Origin of the sequence: Owenweeksia hongkongensis DSM 17368 (assembly GCF_000236705.1) — a bacterium.
Lineage (GTDB): Bacteria > Bacteroidota > Bacteroidia > Flavobacteriales > Schleiferiaceae > Owenweeksia > Owenweeksia hongkongensis.
Genome location: NC_016599.1, coordinates 2,141,106 through 2,157,521 on the forward strand (window position 1 = coordinate 2,141,106; position 16,416 = coordinate 2,157,521).

Below are 16,416 nucleotides of genomic sequence, written 5' to 3' on the forward strand. Positions count from 1 at the left end.
GAAATTTGGGGTCTCGAAACAAAGAGTGATAAGATGAATATTGAAGAAATAAGACAGTATTGCCTGGACAAAAAAGGAGTGACCGAGGGTCTTCCATTTGGGCCTGACACTCTCGTTTTTAAGGTTATGAACAAAATGTTTGCACTAATGGCTTTGGAGGCTACTCCAACTTCCGTTAATCTAAAATGTGACCCGGAATTAGCTTTGGAACTAAGAGCGCAATACTCGGCCGTAAAGCCTGGCTACCATATGAACAAACAACACTGGAACACGGTAAGTGTAGATGGCTCCTTTAGTAATGCCCAGCTGCGCGAATGGATTGATAACAGCTACGATTTGATAGTGGCAAGCTTAAAAAAAGCGGATAAAGAAACACTTAAAAATTTATGAAAAGCCTAATTAAATATTTCCTTCAAGGTCTACTTTATGTAGTTCCTATTACGGTTACGCTCTACGTAATCTATGAAGCCTTCATGATGATTGATGGTCTTATTCCTATTCAAATTCCAGGTCTAGGTCTACTTATCGTGGTGATATTTATCACAGTAATGGGCGTTGTTGGTAGGCATTTAATCTCAGACAAAATCAGCGACCTCTTTGAAGGCACCCTAAAGCGGGCACCACTCATTAATGTAATTTACACTGCAGTAAAAGATCTATTGAACGCTTTTGTGGGGGACAAGAAGAGCTTTAAAAAACCTGTAGTAGTAAAGCTTTTTGAAAACTCAGAAGTGCGCAGGCTTGGTTTTATTACCAATGAAAATTTTAGAGACTTAACTGATTCTAACGACTTGATCACGGTGTATCTTCCTCACTCATATAATATTTCTGGGAATGTTTTTTTGGTTCCTGCTAGTTATGTGGAGCCTCTAAATGTAAATCCGTCTGACTTAATGAAGTACACTGTAAGCGGGGGTGTTACTGAAGTGGAGCGTGCGGTTCATGATGACTTGGAGCCTAAAAAATAAATCCGAAACAAACCCGAATGTCATTTAAACCAATACTCCCGCGATTTGAGTTTTAGAATTTATGCTTTGAAATTTTGTTTCGAGTTTAGAACTTCGGATTTAGAGCTTGAAACGACTACCCCCTTTCTCTCCGTCCCCCATCTCCCAAACTAAAAAGCATCGCATTAACTACCGAAAGGACTAAGCTAAAAAGCAGAGCCCACCAAAAGTTGGCAACATAAAACCCACTAATCAGCGCATCGGCCGCCATAATTATTAGTGCATTTATCACAAAAAGGAAAAGCCCAAATGTGACCAAAGTGGCTGGCAGTGTGAAGAAAACGAGGATTGGCTTAAGGGTAACATTAAAAACCGCAAGCACTAGAGCAACCAAAATTGCGGTGCCAAAACCACTCAAAGCTACTGAGTCGCCAAGTATCCATGCGGCAATAAAAACACTAAGTGTGTTTACAATCAATTTTATAATAAGTGTATTCATACTAAAATTTGCAAATTGCAGCCTTTAAATTAAAACAATAATGAAAATTAAAACCTTTTTGTTTGCAGCAGGGGCAAGTTCCCTTTTATTTTCATGCAATAATCAAGAAACCGTGGAAAAGAAAGCCGAAGAACATGTTCATACGCATACTGTAGAAGATGTGCATACCTACGCTAAACCAGATGAAGCTGTAGTAACACACCTCAACTGGGATGCTAATGTAAACTTTGACACCAAAACCATAAGCGCTACTGCTACCTGGGATATCAAAACTTCAGAAGATGCAAAGCAAATCACCTTTGACATTTTTGACCTTAATGTTTCAAAAGTAACCGTAGATGGCGCTGAAGCTAAATTTACTGTTGGTGATTTTGATGAAAACATGGGAAGCCCGCTTACTATTGACATCACCCCTGAGGCTAAGAAAGTTGCTATAACTTATACCACCGGTAACAATGCACGCGCCTTACAATGGCTAGATGCTGAACAAACTGCCGGAAAAGAAAAGCCTTTCCTTTTCACTCAATCACAAGCTATTTTGGCAAGAAGCTGGGTACCTACCCAGGATGGCCCAGGTATTCGTTTTACTTATGATGCCAAGGTAAAAGTACCTTCAGACATGATTGCTCTGATGAGTGCTGACAACCCAAAAGAGCGTAACGAAACCGGAGAGTATACTTTCAAAATGCCACAGCCAATTCCATCTTACTTGCTTGCAATGGCAGTTGGTGATGTGCAGTTTAAAGCTATCAGCACTCGCACCGGAGTATATGCTGAAGAAAGCCTGCTTGACACTTCCGTTTATGAATTCTCTGACCTTGAAAACATGGTGCAAGCTGCCGAAAGCCTTTACGGGCCATACGCATGGGGTCAGTATGACATTATCGTTCTTCCTCCTTCTTTCCCTTTTGGAGGAATGGAAAATCCACGCTTAACCTTTGCTACGCCCACTATCTTGGCGGGAGACAAATCATTGGTAAGCCTTGTTGCACATGAGCTGGCACACAGCTGGAGCGGAAACCTGGTAACAAACGCTACCTGGGACGACTTCTGGTTGAACGAAGGTTTTACAGTATACTTTGAGCATCGCATTATGGAAAAAGTATATGGTAAGGATTACTCAGAAATGTTGGCCAGCCTTACCCGCCAAGAGCTTATCGAAGCTGCACACGACATGATGGAAACTATGCCAAACGACACCAAGCTTAAGCTTGACCTGAAAGGTAGAAACCCAGATGATGGTGTTACCTCAATTCCTTACAACAAAGGATATTTTATGCTTCGCTTGATTGAAGAAAAAGTAGGTCGTGAAAAGTTTGATGCTTTCCTAAAAAACTACTTTGAGATGAACAAATTTAGCGTGATGACCACTGAGCAATTTTTGGATTACTTAGAAGAAAACCTTCTTACCAAAGAGCAAATGGATGAGCTTAAACTTAATGAATGGATTTATGAAACTGGTATTCCTGATAACCTTCCTGTTGTAAAGTCTAATCGCTTTAACGTGGTAGATACTGCACGCGGCCAGTGGCTAATGACCGACATTTTGCCAATGGAAGAGCTTACAGAAAACTGGACTACTCATGAATGGCTACATTTCATCAACGGACTTCCTCGCGAAATGGGTACTGAGAAACTTGCAGCACTTGATACCGAGTATGGCTTTACTAAAAGTGGAAACAGCGAAATTTCTGCAGCTTGGTTTCAGCCCACTATACGCAGCAACTATGAACCAGTGTATGGCAAAGTAGAAAGCTTTTTGATAAGTGTGGGCCGTAGAAAATTCCTTACCCCTACGTACAAAGCTTTGATTGAAAGCGATAAAAAAGATATGGCTTTGGATATTTATAAAAAGGCCCGCCCTAATTATCACGCAGTTTCCAGAGAAACATTAGACGAGCTTATGGATTATCATCCGGAGAAGTAAATTGGTGATTAGTTGACTTGTAAATTAGTCGATCGTACTGATATAATGAAGGCCGCCTCAATTGAGGTGGCCTTTTCTCTTCTATAACTTTTCCAAAGTTTGAAACTTTGGAAAAGTTTTGCAGCTGATTCGTGCGAAGCCCTCGCCCGTTCCTTCCACAATAACTCTCACTTTTGTACTCCTCTGTTTCAAAAACAAATCCCACAATTCCCCGTTTCATACTTTTGCCAAAGTAATTGTCTCAAAAACATTAAAATGAAAACCACCCTTCAAATTTCAATGCTGTTATTGGTTTTGTCCTTTAGCTTTACTTCTTGCAAAGACGATGAAAACTGCACCGAGGAATTCAAAAGAATTACTGTTGCCGTAAAAAACCTGGACGGTACTGCCGCTCAATTGAATGAAGTTTATTGGATAGATTTGGCAACTAGTGACACTACCATTTTAGCACCCACTACTTCTGGAGTTTACATTTTAGCAGATGACAATACCGCAATTTCAGGTACCGCAACTTTTCGTTTCGATGCGTATCAGACTACTTCCCAAGGTTCTTTTCTGGTAGCCAGTGAAAATTACGTACTGAACGAAGGTGATTGCCACATTGAGAAAACCTCTGGTAAAAGCACAATTACTTTAGACTAATTTTGCGGCAAACAATTGCCCCTACTTTGGGCTTGTATTGTTTTACTATAAAGCAATGAAAGTTTTGTCACACACCCCTATTTCCATTTCACAAGCCTCATGAGAGTAGTCACCACACTCTGTATGACCTTGCTTATTTCTGTGCTTTACAGCCAGGAATATATTGACCCTTTGAAGCTATACTTTGCCACCTCGCCCAACACTGGGTATGACGGAGTAGATGGCACCACTAGCATAAATGAATATGGTGCTGAAATAATGGTACCCCGCCCATTTGGCGATGGTAATGCTTGGATTCTAGGAGTACATGCCGAACTCACCACTTTAATGCCGGAACCTAACACAGAGGTTCTAAACTTATATACAATAAGTCCGCGCTTGGGTGTTTTATGGCAGCACAATGAAAAGTGGAGTGGTCAGTATGTGTTGCTTCCGCAAATTGCCAGTGACCTGAAAGGCTTTGGTTGGAACGATGTACAAATGGGCGCCATCGGAATTGTGAGCTACAAAAAAAGCGAACGCACCCAGTATCGCTTTGGTGCATTTTACAATTCCGCATTGTATGGTCCAGCAGTATTTGTAGTGGCTGGTTTTTATCATAAATCTGAAAATAAGAAATGGACTTGGGATTTTAGGCTTCCTATTGATGCCGATATCAACTATAAAATAAATGACAAGTTTAGCACCGGTATCCATTTTGACGCCATGCTTCGATCCTATTATCTTAATGACCCTCTTTTTAATTCCGGTAATGAGTACATTGTAAAATCTACACAGGAGCCTTTTCTATATATGAATTATAGCCCCGCGAAAAACTTTGTATTTATGCTGAAACTGGGACATTCTGCTTTTCGCCATTACCGCATGTTTGACACGGATGACAAAGTAGATTTTGTATTTACAGGAGCTACCTTTAATGACAACCGCACCCAGCTAAACCATGATCAGAAGGATAATTTTATCCTTCAGCTTCGTTTTCATTATCGCTTTTTTCTTGATGACCAAAAGCGCTAGCCTTTCGGCAGAAAACCTATTTTTGGCGGAAGAGTAAAACGAGCATGGATCAAAAGAAAATCGAAGACTTTTACGACAACTTTTCAGCGCACCAAATGAAGGTAGGTGTAAACGAGCGCATATTTTCGCTTTACCAGCGAATGAAAAAATATGGCCTCTCATCATCTTCCAGAATTTTGGAACTCGGTTCTGGCATTGGCTCCATGACTTATCTTCTTTCTAAAAAGGTAAAATCAGGTCTTGTGGAATCTGTGGACCTCAGCCCAAAATCTATTGAGCTGCTAAACTCCTCCATTTCCAACCCGGCTATAAAAGGCTATGCGGCCGATGTAGTGAATTATACACCCAAGCAAAGCGACTTTGATTTTATCACTCTCTTTGATGTAATTGAGCACATTCCCATTGAGCGCCACGCTGATCTTTTTAAGAATTTGGCCAGCATTATGACTGAGAAAACCACGCTCCTCATCAACATTCCAAACCCAAAATATATAGAGTACGACCGCATTCATCAGCCCGAAGTTCTTCAGGTAATCGATCAGCCCATCCCGCTTACCGCTATTGCCAAAAATGTGGAAGACAATGGTCTGTTCATGCACCTTTTTGAAACCTATAGCATTTGGGTAGAAAACGATTATCAGTTTATGATGATTAGAAAGGATCGTGACTTTAAGGAGGTAAAACTTAATGAGAAGCGCAGCATCACCGAAAAGGTAATACATCGTCTTTCACTTATGTGGAATAAAGCTTTAAGCTAAAAACTATTCCATAAAATACACACGCTTTACGCGGGAAGAAATTCCGGTGAGCACTTCATAAGGTATGGTGTCCATTTTTTGTGCTAGCTCATATACCGATATGGTGGGGCCAAAAACTTCCACCTCATCTCCTTCGGCTACATCGCTTCCGGTAACGTCCACCATCACCATATCCATGCATACGCGGCCTACCACTTGGTAGCGCTTTCCGCTAATGACCACTTCGCCCACACCATTACTCAAGCTTCTTCGAAATCCATCCGCATAGCCAATGGAAACTACCGCAATAGTTGTTGGTTTTTCAGCAACAAAGGTTCGGCCATAACCTACGCTATCACCCACTTTTAGCTGTTTTACTTGAGACACAGAGGCCATTAAATCACTCACAACATTCAAATGCTTTTTATCCTCCACATTGGAGCCAATACCGTACAAGCCCACGCCAAGCCTCACCATATCAAAATGCGCTTCAGGGTATTGCGAAATTCCACTGGAATTGGAAATGTGACGAAGGAAACTATACCCCAAATCACTTTTCAACTTATCCGTCATTTGCTTAAGCTTAGCCACCTGACCTAGCGTAAAGTCACGCTGTTCAGGGTCATCGCTTGCTGCCAAATGTGAGAACACCGATGCTACTTTTATATGTCTGTGAGATTTTAGCTTTTCCGCTAAATCTTTCAGCTGGTCTTCTACAAAACCCAGGCGGTGCATTCCTGTTTCTACTTTTAGGTGCACCTTAAATGCTTCACTGAGATTGTAATTTTTGAGAGCATTTTCCAGCATTTCTAATTGATGAAAACTGTAAACCTCTGGTTCCAAATTGTACTCTACCAAATCATGAAAAGAAGATGGCTCAGCATTGAGCACCAATATCGGCAGCGATATCCCAGCTTTGCGCAAAGCCACACCTTCATCGGTATAAGCTACTCCCAAATAATCTACTTTATGAAACTGTAGCAAATTGGCGATTTCATACGTTCCACTTCCGTATGAAAATGCCTTTACCATAGCCATAATGCGCGTACCACCATTGAGTTTACTTCTAAAGTAATTTAGATTGTAAACCATTCGGTTCATATAAATATTGAGTACCGTTTGATGCGACTTTTCCTCTAGGGCCGAACTTATTTCTTCAAAATGAAAAGAGCGGGCGCCCTTTAGTAAAATAGCCGATTGCTTAAAACTATGGCTATAAATATTCTTTAAAAAGTGTTTTGTGCTTGGGTAAAAAATAGCGGTGGAATTCAGTGCAAAAGCTCCGTTTTTCAAATCCTTACCTATGGCAATTATCTCATCCAGCTCAAAGCGATTAATCACCTCGGCCATTCTGCTGAACAGCTCTTCAGAAGCCAAGCCACTTTGCTGAAGCTCACTAATTATTAAAACCTTTTTCCGATTCCCAGCCTGGTTTTCTAAATAATGAAGAGCCACCCGTAGCGACTCCATATCCGAATTGTAGGCGTCATTTATAATAATATTGCCATTGCTCCCGGCTTTCATCTGAAGGCGCATCTCCACCGGGTTTAGTTTGGCAAAAGACTTTTTCATCTCCTCCTCATCCAAGCTAAGCTCTAAACCCAGGCGCCAGCAATGAATCGCATTTTGGATAGAGGCGGCATCGGTAAAAGGGATTTGTAAAGTGTGCGTACGCTCGTCCATAGTACCTATTAGTACCGTTTGTGCCTCTTCAATTTTCACTTCAATTCTTAAATCAGCAGGGCCATTTTCCCGCGTCCATGATAAAAGCTGAATCCCTCTTTCTTCCGTAAAAACTTCTATTTGCTTAGCTAAGTTGCTTCCGTTGGCTTCGTAAACCAATTGCTTGGAATGCTTGAACAGCTTTAACTTTTCCGCTATTTTTTCTGAGTTCGATTCAAAATTAGCATCGTGTGCCGAACCGATATTGGTAAAGATTCCTATTTCCGGCTGAAGGATTTTCTCCAACTTTTCCATTTCATCAGGTTCACTGATACCACTTTCAAAAACCGCAAACTCATTTTTGGCTTCCAGCTCCCACACCGAAAGTGGAACGCCAATTTGCGAGTTGTAACTCTTAGGGCTTCGACAGGTAGAAAACTGCTTTTGCAGAATTTGCCCCATCCACTCTTTAACTACCGTTTTGCCATTGCTTCCCGTTACAGCAATTACAGCAGCCGATGACTGCTCACGGATGTGTTTAGCTAAATCCTGTAATGCTTTCAAACTATCGGGCACCACCACAAAATTGGCATCAAAAGTTTGGGTAGGCATTTGTTCCACCACGAAATGACTGACACCTTTCTTTACTAAATCCTCAATGTATTTATGTCCATCGTGATTTTTTCCGCGCAAAGCGAAAAACAGCACACCCTCAGCCGATGAAAACTGACGGGAATCCAATAAAATACGAGTAACGATTTCAGAAGGATAAAGAGCCGAAAATTCAGCATTTAGCAATTCAGCTATTTTTGAAATCGCGAGTTGTGCCATAGATTATTTTGTGCCTAAATTAATGCAAGCAGGTCATATTCTTAGTACTTGCTTAGCCTATTTCTGTTTCTTCTCCTCCGCTAACAATTCATTAAAAGCTGCCCGGCTCAGCGGCTCGTATTCTAAGTGTTCGCCAAGCATTACCTGCTTTTCATTAGTAGTCTTTCGATGAGAATAGTTGGCAAGATTTCCTGTGCGAACGCATACTGCATGAACCTTGGTTACATATTCGGCCGTAGCCATAAGGTTGGGCATGGGGCCAAAAGGTTTTCCCTTAAAATCCATATCCAAGCCGGCTACAATAACACGCGAACCACGATTGGCCAATTCATTGCAAACCTCCACAATACCATCATCAAAAAATTGCGCTTCATCAATTCCAATCACATCCACACCATCGCCCAAAAGGAGAAGGTTGGAACTATTTTCTACCGGAGTACAGCGAATGGCATTTTTATCATGGCTTACCACATCCTCTTCCGCGTAGCGGGTGTCCACCATGGGTTTAAAGATTTCCACCTTTTGTTTGGCAAATTGCGCACGCTTTAGTCTGCGAATCAACTCTTCAGTTTTTCCGCTAAACATTGAACCACAAATCACTTCCATCCATCCGGTGTGTTTGTGCTGGTTTACGGGGTTTTCAAGAAACATTTAGTACTTTCAGGCCTTAATTTACAAAGCACAAAACTACTCAAAAGATACCCACCCCTATGGAGGAATATGTGAGAAAGGAACTGGAAGAAATTTGCCAAGATATACTCAATAACACCCAAGCTACTGACATCGAGCAGCAACTGGCTTCGGTACAATCATTATATGAAAAACTTTTGGTGCTCAATTATGTGAGTTCGCGAAAGCAAAGCGTGCCCCAAGTAACAGCACAAGAAGCGCCCAAACCTGAACCAAAAGTAGAAGCTCCTGCTCCGCCACCTGTTCAAGAAATCCCAAAACCAGAGCCACCAAAGCCGGTAGTTGAAGAGAAACCAGAAATAGTGGAACCCATTGCTGAGGCTCCAAAATCGGTTGCTCCACCTCAACCTGTGCAGCAAAAACCCGAGCCAATAAACGAAAGCCCGGTGATAGAAAAGGAACTGGTAGACGACAAAACTCCACAGCAACAGCAAATGGAGGAAGTACTTCGTCAAAGTTCTGCGCCAAAAACTCCAAGCAAAAGTTCGTCAATAAATGAGCGCTACGGCACAGGAGCAATTACGCTAGGCCTAAATGATAGAATAGCTTTTGTAAACCAACTTTTTGGTGGTCAGCAGGAAGATTTGAACCGCGTGATTTCCCAAATCAATACTTTGGAAAGCTTTCAGGAAGCAGAAGATTTTATTGAGAACATGATAAAACCTGAGTACGACTGGAGCCAAAAAGAAGAGTTTGAAATGCGCTTTATGGATAGGGTGAGGCAGAAATTTGGGGAGTAATTCAGGAGAACAGATTTGAGCAATTTTAACGGAGAATAAATTTATATGTGCAGTCCTTGGTCGACAGAGATAAACTTTCACCAAAGCAGAGCACGAATATTTTCCAGATTGCGTTCTTTATTCTGAAATCCTGAATATGAAAAAACCCCACCTCCTACTCATTCTTCTCCTGTCAGGCACTTTGCTCATAGCTCAGAGAGCGGAAGTAAAACCTTTTCGAAACATCATTATTGGCAATTCTGGGTCGATACTTTATGATGACCTTAATGCTATGCCCGATGGTTCTCCTTATGATTATTGGGAATACCACTGGACGACTAACATTGCCACGGACCTTAATCGTTTTTTAAGAGCGGGGGTGCAACGCATTGGTATTTACAACAACTTTGGGGATGGGCCTTTTAATATGTATGGAGGGTTTCTTCAACTTGATGTACTGCCCGCCACAAAGCATAGATTATTTCTGGAAGCTAACTATCATAGAGCTGATTTTTGTGCTTGTCAGGAGCTCACACCTTACCATGAAAAAGGTCTAAACTTCTTTGGTGGCGCCACAGGTTTTGACTGGGCATTCTCCCGCTTTTTTCATTTAGATGTAGGAATGGCTTTGGCCTGGGCCTTAGATAAAAATCAAGAATGGTCTGCGTTTGGAGAGTACTTTATCGGATTTGATATACATTTATTCCCACCCAAAGCAATGAAAGTTATTCCGAGGGGAAAAAACGTGAAACATCTGTAATTAGCAATGTTATATTTGAATTCATAAACCTCTCACATGAAAAATATCAACTTCTCGATCCTATTGCTGTTTACTCTTATTTTTTCACAAAACTCCTTTGCCCAGCAAAAGCAGGTTTTCTTTGATGCCTCCGTGCTTTCGCAACCAGATGAGTTCAATTTTGCTGACCCTACTTCCAAAACACCTGGTATTGAGTTTAACCTTGGCTATAGTTCAAACATTAAGAAATCTAATTTCATTTGGGAAGGACAAGTTTCTTACTTAAATGCCCAAGCCGAACACTATCAGGATGAGTTTTATCCATCAATGCCAAATGACCCTTTCATTCCGGATGAAGTGACCTTTAAATACATTTATAGTGGAATAGGAATTAAGGCTGGAGTAGGATATAAAATAAGAGCAGCTGAAGGAAAACACAGTTTAACGCTTACAGCAGGTGCCAGCGGATACCTCCCTTTTCTTTCTAAAATCAAAACAAAGATTGATGATAACGATTGGGTAAAAAGACACCGCTACGAGGAGGATGATTTTAAATACGGCATCCTATATGGCTTTTACCTAAAACCCATCTATCAATTTAGGTTTAAAAGAAATAACCCGTGGGCAATGCATATTTTTGGTGAAGCCAATTTACTCTGGAGAAATGAAGCCGATTATGGCAACCCTCTATTAATGGCTGGTGGAGGTATTGGCTTTAGCTACAGCTTGAATTAGCACGCAGATTTCGCTGATTTCCGCTGATCTTGCTAATTCTTTTTCTGAGCTTATCGGTGGAATCTGCGTGGATTTAATTACTTGTGGATTTCACTGATTCTCGCTGACTTTGCTAATTTTTTATAGGCGATCTGTGGACTGTGGACTATCGACTACCCCTCTCCCTCATCACAAAAACCTATACCCACATATTCTCTTTAAAATCAGTATTTAGAAAGCTTCCACATTACTTACCTTTGCAGGCAAGAAAACCCGATTCATGGCTCATACAAAGCAAGAAATAGTAGACGCGCTGGCAACGGTGCAATCAACAGACAATAAGAGTAACCTGGTAGAAGCCGGGCATATAAAAAACGTTCAGATTTTTGGTGATGAAGTGGTGGTAGACGCCATCAGCCTTTCGCCTGCTTTACACATCAAAAAGAAACTTGAAGTTTCGATTTTGAAAGCTATCCACGAGGAAGTAAATCAAAAGCTGAAAATCAAAATAAACCTTGAAGTCCCTGAAGTAGCCCAGAAAGAAGCGAACATGATTCGTGGAGCTGAGCTCAAGGGTGTAAAAAACATTATTGCCGTAGCCTCCGGAAAAGGTGGTGTTGGTAAATCTACAGTGTCGGCCAATTTAGCGGTAAGCCTGGTAGAAAAAGGCTTTAAAGTAGGTTTGGTGGATGCTGATATTTATGGGCCTTCGCAGCCCACCATGTTTGACGTTCCAAACGTAAAACCCGGGTCTATCACCATTGATGGTGTAAACAAAATGGAGCCGGTCGAAAGCTACGGAGTAAAATTACTTTCGATAGGTTTCTTTGCAGGAGCAGATCAGGCAGTAGTTTGGCGTGGACCAATGGCCAGTAAAGCTTTGAACCAACTGATACGTGATGCCCACTGGGGTGAACTGGATTTTATGATTATCGACCTTCCTCCGGGTACTGGCGATATTCACCTGAGTACTGTGCAGGCAGTGCCGATTACCGGAGCTGTTATTGTGAGTACTCCTCAAGCTGTAGCTTTGGCTGATGCCCGCAAAGGTGTGGGGATGTTTAAGGTAGAAAACATCAATGTACCTGTTTTGGGTATGATTGAAAACATGGCGCACTTTACTCCAGCCGAGCTTCCTGATAACAAATATTACATTTTTGGAAAAGACGGTGTGAAGCACCTCAGCCAAGAATTAAATGTACCTTTCCTTGGTGAAATTCCTTTGGTGCAAAGCATCCGCGAAAGCGGTGATGTGGGCCGCCCAGCCGCACTTCAGGTGAACACCCCCGTAAGCAAAGCGTTTGATGAAATCACCAAACGTATGGTGGAAGAATTGGTAAAAAGAAACGATACAATGCCTCCAACCGAGGTTACCAGAATTACAACGATGGCAGGATGTTCTGCCGCCAAAGAAAACGCATGATTATGATTGCAGATAAGGCACAAACGATAGATAAAATAAAAGTTGCTCTGGATGAAATCCGTCCTTTCCTAAAATCTGATGGCGGAGACATCAGTTTTATAGACCTTGAAGACGATGGCACGGTGAAAGTAGAGCTTCATGGCGCTTGCATCGGTTGCTCGGTAAACCAAATGACTTTGAAAAGTGGGGTGGAAATGACCATTAAAAAACATGCCCCGGAAGTTAGCCGAGTGTTAGAAATAGGAATGATCAAGGAAGCGTAAATATGTCGCACACAGAAGTTCTTCAAAAGGTCACCATTCATTTTGCTGGTGATTCAGGAGACGGAATTCAACTGGCTGGAAGCCAATTCACCAATACCACTGCCCTACAGGGGAATGACCTCAGCACATTTCCGGATTTTCCGGCTGAGATTCGTGCGCCTATAGGTACCGTGGCTGGTGTTTCTGGTTTTCAAATTCACTTTGGAAGTGTAGAGATTGACACTCCCGGAGCTGAGCCTGATGTGCTTGTAGCCATGAATGCCGCTGCTTTTAGTAAGAACTTCAAAAACCTGAAAAAGGGCGGAACCTTAATTGCCAACGAAAGTGGGTTTGATAAGCGCAATTTGCGTTTGGCAAAAATGGATGAGAATGTAAATCCTCTTGTGGGAATAAATTCCTCTGATTATAAAGTTCTTCGCGTAGATGTAACCGCGCTAAACCGTGAGGCAGTAAAAGACCTAAGCCTTGGAAACAAGGAAAAAGATCAATCGCGCAACCTTTTTGTGCTAGGTTTGATTTACTGGCTCTACCACAGAAGTTTGGAGCCCACTCTTAATTTCTTAACAGATAAGTTTCAAAAGAAACCGGAGATACTCGAGGCTAATATTCGCGCCTTAAAAGCAGGTTATCATTATGGTGAAACCATAGAAGCTGCCACAAGATACACGATTGAAAAAGCACACCTTGAGCCTGGTGAATACAGAAATATAGTAGGAAACGAAGCTTTGGGATTAGGATTAATAACAGCTGCAAAAAAGTCGGGACTGGACTTATATTTTGCTGGCTACCCGATTACCCCTGCTTCTGATATTCTTCATTTTCTTTCCAGAAATAAAAACTTTGGTGTAAAAACCTTTCAGGCAGAAGATGAAATTGCTGCCGTAACTGCTGCCATCGGAGCATCTTTTGGTGGAGCATTAGCCGTTACCGCCACTTCTGGTCCAGGAATGGCTCTAAAAGGCGAAGCGCTTGGTTTGGCTTTGATGCTGGAAATTCCGCTGGTAATTGTAAATGTACAGCGTGGTGGCCCATCCACAGGATTGCCCACCAAAACTGAGCAGGCTGATTTGCTTCAGGCATTGTATGGTAGAAATGGCGAAGCGCCCATTCCGGTAATTGCTGCCAATTCACCTTCGGATTGTTTTGAAACAGCCATTGAAGCTTGCCGAATTGCTGTGGAGCGCATGACACCCGTTATCCTTTTATCCGATGGATATTTGGCAAACGGTGCCGAACCTTGGAAATTTCCAAAAGCAGCAAGCATTGCCAAGATTACTCCTCCTTTTGCAAAAGGAGAAGAATACCAACCTTATGCAAGAAATGAAAATCTTACCCGCCAATGGGCTATTCCCGGTATGGCCGGAAAAGAGCACAGAGTAGGTGGATTGGAAAAAGAAGCTATTACAGGAAATGTAAGCTACAGCCCGGAAAACCATGAGCAAATGGTAAAAACCCGTGCGGAAAAAGTGGCTAAGATTGCTGATACCTATTCTCCATTAAAGTTTGTCCAAGGTGAGGATAAAGGAAAAGTACTCGTAGTTGGTTGGGGCAGTACCATGGGCGCTTCAAAAGTTGCAGTTCGTTGGGCGAGAGAAGCAGGATTATCCGTTTCTCAGTTGCACCTCAAAAATCTTTTCCCTTTCCATCATAATTTGGAAAAATCACTTGCTAAGTTTGATACCATAATTGTGCCTGAACTTAACAATGGTCAGCTTTCCAAAGTATTGAATCAAGAGTTTTCAGGACAAATTATTCCTTTAAATAAAATACAAGGGTTGCCTTTCAGAGCAAAGGAAATCTTTGAAGAAATAAAAAAATTCGCCTAAGTAACCTATGCTGCCGCGCGGCTGTGTCGCGTGTGCCAACTAAAATTTTAAACTACCCTCTTGAGTCGAAACTACAAATTCCGAAACCCCGAAGGGGCTTACTTTATAAGCTTTGCGGTAGTAGAATGGGTGGATGTATTTGCTTATGACCCTTACAAAGATATAGTGGTGGATAGTTTGAGGTATTGTCAAAAAGTGAAAGGGCTAGAAATATTTGCATGGTGCATTATGAGCAACCATGTGCATCTTATGATACGTGCTGGTGGTAAATCTACACTTTCTGATATCCTAAGAGACTTTAAAGCTTTTACGGCTCGGCAACTTCTTAAAGTGATTAGTGAAAAGCCCAATGAAATAAACAGTCAAAGGATGCTAGATACTTTTGCAAAAGCTGGGGCTAAATCGAGCAACGTAAAAAATTATCAACTTTGGCAGCATGACAACCAACCAATTGAGGTTTATAGCAATCATGTTATCCAGCAAAAATTGAATTACATCCATCAAAACCCAGTTAAAGCGGGTTTTGTTAGAAACCCTTGGGACTATAAGTATAGTAGCGCCAAAAATTATGCAGGAGAGAAAGGAGAACTGGAAATAATATTAGTCGGATAATGATATGTTACTTTGCACACGCGGCACAGCCGCGCGGCAGCAAAAAATAAATTGAGATGAGCACAAACGCAACCCTTACAGCAAAAGATTTTGCCACCGACCAAGATGTTCGATGGTGCCCTGGCTGTGGTGATTACAGCATATTGAAACAGATGCAAACCGTTCTTCCAGAACTTAGGATAGAGCGTGAAAATTTGGTGTTTATTTCTGGAATTGGTTGTAGCTCACGTTTTCCATATTACATGAATAGCTACGGTATGCACAGTATTCATGGGCGTGCACCAGCTGTGGCGGCAGGGCTAAAAGCAGCAAACCCAGATCTAAGCGTATGGGTAATTACCGGTGATGGCGATGGACTTTCTATTGGTGGAAATCACCTCATTCATGCTTTACGCAGAAACTTCGACATCAATATCCTTCTCTTTAATAATGAGATTTATGGCTTAACGAAAGGACAATATTCTCCAACTTCTGAATTAGGAAAATACACTAAGTCTAGCCCGCTAGGGAGCATTGACCACCCTTTCAACCCATTGGCTTTGGCGCTTGGCGCTGATGCTACTTTTGTAGCTCGTAGCATGGATCGCGACCCTATTCACTTGCGTGAAATATTGAAACAAGCTGAACAGCATAAGGGAACTTCCTTTGTGGAGATTTACCAAAACTGTAACGTATTTAATGATGGTGCTTTTGAACAGTATACCGACAAAAAGCAAAAGCCAGATACCACCATCAATCTTGTAGAGGGCGAACCATTATTTTTTTCCAACAACACAAAGGCTATGCGCCTGAATGGTTGGAAACCCGAAATAGTAGAATACTTAGACGGAGATTCAACCGATGACTTGTGGATTCACGATTCTAAAGACCCCATGAAAGCGCATTTGCTAAGCCGCATGTTTAGCGATGATGGTCCACGTCCTTTCGGTATCTTTTATCAGGAAGATAGATTCATCTACGAGGATGCCATGCAAAACCAAATCAACAAAGCCATAGAAATACAAGGCGAAGGCGATTTGGATACTTTGATAAAAGGAAAAAACAGCTGGGTGGTGGAGTAAGCATCAAGACTTTAAAAGATACTCAGTAGAGTAAACTTGAGCAAAAACCTACCCATATAAAAAGCCCTGAATTCTTGATTGAGAACAGGGCTCTTCATTTACTTCTGCTA

General features: G+C 41.7%; 17 protein-coding genes. 14 read left to right on the forward strand and 3 right to left on the reverse strand.

Going from position 1 to position 16,416, the window contains the following annotated elements; all coding sequences use genetic code 11:
• Positions 1-33: 33 nt before the first annotated feature.
• Positions 34-390, forward strand: a complete 357-nt coding sequence (locus tag OWEHO_RS09595; protein WP_014202280.1) for an MmcQ/YjbR family DNA-binding protein — start codon at positions 34-36, stop codon at positions 388-390.
• Positions 387-968 carry a DUF502 domain-containing protein gene (locus tag OWEHO_RS09600; RefSeq protein WP_014202281.1) on the forward strand — a complete coding sequence of 194 codons (582 nt, stop codon included), beginning with the start codon at positions 387-389 and terminating at the stop codon, positions 966-968. The genes OWEHO_RS09595 and OWEHO_RS09600 overlap by 4 nt, the downstream gene beginning before the upstream one ends.
• Before the next feature lie 115 nt (positions 969-1,083).
• On the opposite strand, the gene OWEHO_RS09605 is transcribed toward OWEHO_RS09600, so the two are convergent.
• Positions 1,084-1,446, reverse strand: a complete 363-nt coding sequence (locus tag OWEHO_RS09605) for a phage holin family protein (RefSeq protein ID WP_014202282.1) — start codon at positions 1,444-1,446, stop codon at positions 1,084-1,086.
• 40 nt (positions 1,447-1,486) lie between these two features.
• Here OWEHO_RS09605 and OWEHO_RS09610 point away from each other — a divergent pair, with 40 nt between their 5' ends.
• From OWEHO_RS09610 to OWEHO_RS09625, 4 genes are all read left to right on the forward strand, one after another.
• Positions 1,487-3,373 carry a M1 family metallopeptidase gene (locus tag OWEHO_RS09610; RefSeq protein ID WP_014202283.1) on the forward strand — a complete coding sequence of 629 codons (1,887 nt, stop codon included), beginning with the start codon at positions 1,487-1,489 and terminating at the stop codon, positions 3,371-3,373.
• Between the two features lie 255 nt (positions 3,374-3,628).
• On the forward strand, positions 3,629-4,015 hold the full coding sequence (locus OWEHO_RS09615) for a hypothetical protein (RefSeq protein ID WP_041627538.1): 387 nt from the start codon (positions 3,629-3,631) through the stop codon (positions 4,013-4,015).
• A 99-nt stretch (positions 4,016-4,114) separates the two neighbouring features.
• Positions 4,115-5,029, forward strand: a complete 915-nt coding sequence (locus OWEHO_RS09620) for a DUF6268 family outer membrane beta-barrel protein (protein ID WP_014202285.1) — start codon at positions 4,115-4,117, stop codon at positions 5,027-5,029.
• 44 nt (positions 5,030-5,073) lie between these two features.
• Positions 5,074-5,787 (forward strand): class I SAM-dependent methyltransferase, encoded by a 714-nt coding sequence (locus OWEHO_RS09625; protein ID WP_014202286.1) that lies wholly within the window; start codon positions 5,074-5,076, stop codon positions 5,785-5,787.
• A 3-nt stretch (positions 5,788-5,790) separates the two neighbouring features.
• Here the strand turns inward: OWEHO_RS09625 and OWEHO_RS09630 are convergent, their stop codons facing one another.
• Both OWEHO_RS09630 and OWEHO_RS09635 read right to left on the reverse strand, forming a co-directional pair.
• Positions 5,791-8,259, reverse strand: coding sequence for a bifunctional UDP-N-acetylmuramoyl-tripeptide:D-alanyl-D-alanine ligase/alanine racemase (locus tag OWEHO_RS09630; protein WP_014202287.1), 2,469 nt, complete (start codon positions 8,257-8,259; stop codon positions 5,791-5,793).
• A 57-nt stretch (positions 8,260-8,316) separates the two neighbouring features.
• Positions 8,317-8,910 carry a thymidine kinase gene (locus OWEHO_RS09635; protein WP_014202288.1) on the reverse strand — a complete coding sequence of 198 codons (594 nt, stop codon included), beginning with the start codon at positions 8,908-8,910 and terminating at the stop codon, positions 8,317-8,319.
• A gap of 59 nt (positions 8,911-8,969) precedes the next feature.
• Between OWEHO_RS09635 and OWEHO_RS17900 the strand changes: the two genes are divergently transcribed.
• The 8 genes from OWEHO_RS17900 to OWEHO_RS09675 all read left to right on the forward strand — a co-directional run bounded on the left by OWEHO_RS17900 (position 8,970) and on the right by OWEHO_RS09675 (position 16,306).
• Positions 8,970-9,689, forward strand: a complete 720-nt coding sequence (locus OWEHO_RS17900) for a hypothetical protein (protein WP_014202289.1) — start codon at positions 8,970-8,972, stop codon at positions 9,687-9,689.
• A gap of 136 nt (positions 9,690-9,825) precedes the next feature.
• Complete coding sequence (locus OWEHO_RS09645) at positions 9,826-10,428, forward strand: hypothetical protein (RefSeq protein WP_014202290.1); 603 nt, start codon at positions 9,826-9,828, stop codon at positions 10,426-10,428.
• Between the two features lie 36 nt (positions 10,429-10,464).
• Entirely contained in the window at positions 10,465-11,142 is a 678-nt protein-coding gene (locus OWEHO_RS09650) for an outer membrane beta-barrel protein (RefSeq protein WP_014202291.1), read from the forward strand.
• Between the two features lie 259 nt (positions 11,143-11,401).
• Complete coding sequence (locus OWEHO_RS09655) at positions 11,402-12,544, forward strand: Mrp/NBP35 family ATP-binding protein (protein WP_014202292.1); 1,143 nt, start codon at positions 11,402-11,404, stop codon at positions 12,542-12,544.
• A gap of 2 nt (positions 12,545-12,546) precedes the next feature.
• Entirely contained in the window at positions 12,547-12,807 is a 261-nt protein-coding gene (locus OWEHO_RS09660) for a NifU family protein (RefSeq protein ID WP_014202293.1), read from the forward strand.
• Between the two features lie 2 nt (positions 12,808-12,809).
• Complete coding sequence (locus OWEHO_RS09665; RefSeq protein WP_014202294.1) at positions 12,810-14,633, forward strand: 2-oxoacid:acceptor oxidoreductase subunit alpha; 1,824 nt, start codon at positions 12,810-12,812, stop codon at positions 14,631-14,633.
• A gap of 60 nt (positions 14,634-14,693) precedes the next feature.
• Complete coding sequence (locus OWEHO_RS09670) at positions 14,694-15,245, forward strand: REP-associated tyrosine transposase (protein WP_014202295.1); 552 nt, start codon at positions 14,694-14,696, stop codon at positions 15,243-15,245.
• A 56-nt stretch (positions 15,246-15,301) separates the two neighbouring features.
• Positions 15,302-16,306 (forward strand): 2-oxoacid:ferredoxin oxidoreductase subunit beta, encoded by a 1,005-nt coding sequence (locus OWEHO_RS09675; protein WP_014202296.1) that lies wholly within the window; start codon positions 15,302-15,304, stop codon positions 16,304-16,306.
• Positions 16,307-16,416 lie beyond the last annotated feature (110 nt).